This is a genomic window from Nitratidesulfovibrio liaohensis, from assembly GCF_011682075.1.
Taxonomy (GTDB): Bacteria; Desulfobacterota; Desulfovibrionia; order Desulfovibrionales; family Desulfovibrionaceae; genus Cupidesulfovibrio; species Cupidesulfovibrio liaohensis.
Genome location: NZ_VSMK01000638.1, coordinates 1 through 993, shown reverse-complemented (window position 1 = coordinate 993; position 993 = coordinate 1). Strand labels below are relative to the sequence as shown.

2 protein-coding genes are annotated in these 993 nt (G+C 59.9%); both read right to left on the bottom strand.

What is annotated here, in order from left to right; genetic code table 11:
• Positions 1–226: 226 nt before the first annotated feature.
• Entirely contained in the window at positions 227–580 is a 354-nt protein-coding gene (tnpB, locus tag FVW27_RS17005; RefSeq protein WP_167127425.1) for an IS66 family insertion sequence element accessory protein TnpB, read from the bottom strand.
• Positions 577–915 carry an IS66 family insertion sequence element accessory protein TnpA gene (gene tnpA / locus FVW27_RS17000; protein WP_167127422.1) on the bottom strand — a complete coding sequence of 113 codons (339 nt, stop codon included), beginning with the start codon at positions 913–915 and terminating at the stop codon, positions 577–579. Before tnpA ends, tnpB begins: the two co-directional genes overlap by 4 nt.
• Positions 916–993 lie beyond the last annotated feature (78 nt).

Genomic DNA, 993 nt, shown 5'->3' with positions numbered 1-993 from the left:
GCGATGACAGACTCACGCTCGGCGATGACAGACTCACGCTCGGCGATGACAGACTCACGCTCGGCGATGACAGACTCACGCTCGGCGATGACAGACTCACGCTCGGCGATGACCACATTCTGGTCGGCGATGATGCGCTTGAGGGTCGCAATGTCATCAGGAAGAGGCGTGGCATTCATGCCGATTGCATACACTCAATCAATTGAAATGTAAAGAGTTTTGCCTTTCAAAACAGCGTCGAATATTCCAGCTTTGGGTGCCCGCGAGCCTGGAGAGGGTCAAGGCCATCGAGCAGCCAGGTCAATTCCCGTGCACCCAATTCCATGACTTCGGCCTCGGACCCCGGCCAGGTGAAGCGGTGTTTTTCCAGCCGCTTCTGCCAGAGACAGAACCCGTTGCGGTCCCAGTAGAGGATCTTGATGAGGGTGCGCCCCCGGTTGCAGAAGGCGAACAGGTGGCCGGAAAAGGCGTCGTGGCCGAGGCGGTCGGCGACCATCAGGGAGAGGCCGTTGATCGCCTTGCGCATGTCGGTGGCACCAAGCACCAGCCAGACCCTGGTCTGGGGGCCAAGGAGGTTCATGCCAGCCGCCCCAGCACCACGAGGATCTTCTCCAGCGACCCGGGATGGAAGTCGTCGGGAATCTCCAGACGAACGTCGTGCCAAGCGTGAACAATGATCGGCTGATGCCCGGTTTTTGGCTCAGGCGCGTGGGGCATCGGCACGGCGACAACAGCCTGGACGCTGCTGGCACCCTGCGCCTGCTCAAACCGCCGCTTCCAATAGCCAAACAACCTGCTGGAAAACCCGGCCTGCCTGCTGAACTCGGCCTGGCTCAATCCGCTGTCACGCCACCTGGCTACCTGCTCCCGCCAATAAGACTCCTTTTTCGACCTTCGCCTGCGATTCGACGGCATACCCGCACCTCCTTGATTGGAGGATGAGCATGCAGGATTTCAAACGAGGGCGGTAGAAGGAGGTGATGTGACGCTTAC

What these genes read in the sequence shown, in the direction of transcription:
- tnpB (WP_167127425.1), bottom strand. Translation starts at nt 580, where the DNA reads ATGAACCTCCTTGGCCCCCAGACCAGGGTCTGGCTGGTGCTTGGTGCC.
- tnpA (WP_167127422.1), bottom strand. Translation starts at nt 915, where the DNA reads ATGCCGTCGAATCGCAGGCGAAGGTCGAAAAAGGAGTCTTATTGGCGG.